This window comes from Vibrio sp. 10N.222.48.A3, from assembly GCF_041475345.1.
GTDB lineage: Bacteria > Pseudomonadota > Gammaproteobacteria > Enterobacterales > Vibrionaceae > Vibrio > Vibrio tasmaniensis_A.
Genome location: NZ_JBFRVX010000679.1, coordinates 1 through 2,390, shown reverse-complemented (window position 1 = coordinate 2,390; position 2,390 = coordinate 1). Strand labels below are relative to the sequence as shown.

The following is a 2,390-nucleotide window of genomic DNA, read 5'->3' as shown; positions in this document are numbered from 1 at the left end:
GGATACCATCTGTTTAAATCCGCGTTCGATATCTGTCGTATTTATTTATTTTATTGAAGGTGTGATGAATTCAACGTATTACTTATTTTGGATGAGATTGCGACCGGCTTTGGCCGTACAGGGAAATTGTTTGCTTGCGAACATGCCGATGTTCAACCTGATATCTTATGCGTAGGGAAGGCTTTAACTGGTGGCTACATGACGCTGTCAGCGACGCTTGCGAGTAAAGATGTCGCCGACACGGTATGTGGCGGTGAAGCCGGGTGCTTTATGCACGGGCCAACCTTCATGGGCAACCCTTTAGCTTGTGCAGTAGGTGCGGCAAGTTTGTCCATCATAGAGCAAGGTCATTGGCAAAATCAGACTCATCAGATTGAACAACTCTTTTCTGAGTTACTACCGCCTCTACTCAAGCATGCTCTTGTCAAAGATGTTCGCTGGTTGGGCGCTATTGGCGTCGTTGAAACCCACACACCTGTCGATATGGAAACCATCCAAGCTCACTTTGTTGAACAAGGCGTTTGGATACGTCCGTTTGGTAAGTTGATTTATATGATGCCTCCTTTCATTAGCAAGGCTGAGCACATCGAACAACTTGTTTCATCTATTGATAAAGCCCTCCAACAATCTGCTTGCTTCAAACCAAGTTGATTTAACAAACATCATTTAGAAAACCTATAAGCCGCCCATAAAATACTAACGGCGGCTTATCCTTCACGTGAAAAACCAGCCAACAAACACACCCCAAGCCATTGTTTTATCTTTGATTTGAACTCGAAAAACCCCACAAATAAATTTAATCCTCTCCATAAAAACAATTAGCAAAAGAGTGTTACCTATCGGGTAAAAAGCCGTCATAAAATACGCGCCATTTTGGTACTGAATATAATGAATGACCTTCCTTATTCGAGTTCATCTCAGAATCAAATTAGCCAATATTTTTAACTCCTATTAGATAAAAATATTCGCAAAAAAAGAATCCAATTCTAGCGAAGGCTTATATCAACTTCGTAGAAACCTAACGCTTCTTGTTTTGTCGGTCGTGCAAGACATCAAGACAATCCGCAATAGCTACGTAATTCACGTCAGTAAATAATTTAAAGTAAGCATGAAATTAACCCAACTAAATGCACTTATCATTGATGACTCAACGATAGTGTTATCAACTATTCGTAACATGCTGGTTCATATTGGTTTTTCAGAACGTTTGATTGCCATTGCGAAATCACCTCGTGTTGCAATGACCATCACGAATGACACAACTTTTGATGTCATCATTTGTGATTACAACTTTGGTAACACGATCAACGGCAAACAGCTATTTGAAGAATTGAAGCAAGCCAACAGATTAAAAGATGACGGAATATTTATTCTTGTTACAGGTGAAAATTCAGCTCTATCGATACGCCCTATCCTTGAACTACGACCTGATAACTATTTGTTAAAACCGTTTAACCGCGAAACTCTAAAACAGCGCATCACCAGTTCCTTAAGGAAGAAGCTGATTTTACAAGACATTTATAAGGCTGAGAGAGAGAATAACTATCAAGCGGGCCTAGAGCATTGCGAAGGGCTTGCCGCGTTTCATCCCGAATACTTCGCAACAATCCAGCAATTTCGAGGGAGCTTTCTATCAAAACTAGAGCTCTACGAGGAAGCCAAGAATGTCTATCGGAAAGCGATAGATGAAGGCAGTTTTGATTGGGCTCAAGCAGGATTAGCAAACAGCCTTGCGAATTTGGGGCAGCTTAGCGAAGCACAGTCGATGATTGAAAGTTTGATCAATTCTGCGCCAACCTGCATTTTGTATCGAGACCAAGCAGCTCAAGTAAACCTGATCAGCAATAAGGTTCCGGCAGCCATTGCTCACTTCAAGTTAGCGAGTAAACTAACACCAGGTAACTCTGAGAGAGAGCTTGCAATCGCAAATCTATGCTTATCGGTTAATGATACTAAAACAGCGCTATTCCACTACCAAAACCATGTGCAAATCAATAAGGACACCTTTCGAGACAACCTATATATGAAGCTAAGTCATATACGATTCTTGCTCTATTGCGCCTCAGATGGCATCGATAAGCAAGCGAATTTGGGTCACGTCAATTACTTAATTTCGAAGATCCCTACCGAGGCAAGATCAGGGCTTCAAACTGACTTAGCACTTATCGCAGCTCACATCGCGATGGAAGCTAACCAATATCAAAAAGCAGTCACTATACTAACCGCATTGCACGATAAGAATGACTTTGATGCCTTCCCTGTGATTTATCACCATGCATGGTTATTGGATAGGATGAGCTGTGAAAACGAGTTTAAAATTGCGGAAAACCGTTGCAGCATGTTGATAGTGAAAACAGCGAGCGAGACAGTGGTTTCAAGTCAGATAACGA

General features: G+C 41.5%; 1 protein-coding gene and 1 pseudogene. Both read left to right on the top strand.

Annotation, left to right across the window (positions count from 1 at the left end; translation table 11 throughout):
- Window positions 1-60: 60 nt before the first annotated feature.
- A pseudogene (locus AB4653_RS18275) lies at window positions 61-651 on the top strand (aminotransferase class III-fold pyridoxal phosphate-dependent enzyme); the annotation flags it as partial.
- Between the two features lie 457 nt (window positions 652-1,108).
- A partial coding sequence (locus AB4653_RS18270) for a response regulator (RefSeq protein ID WP_372104920.1) occupies window positions 1,109-2,390 on the top strand: 1,282 nt, incomplete at its 3' end.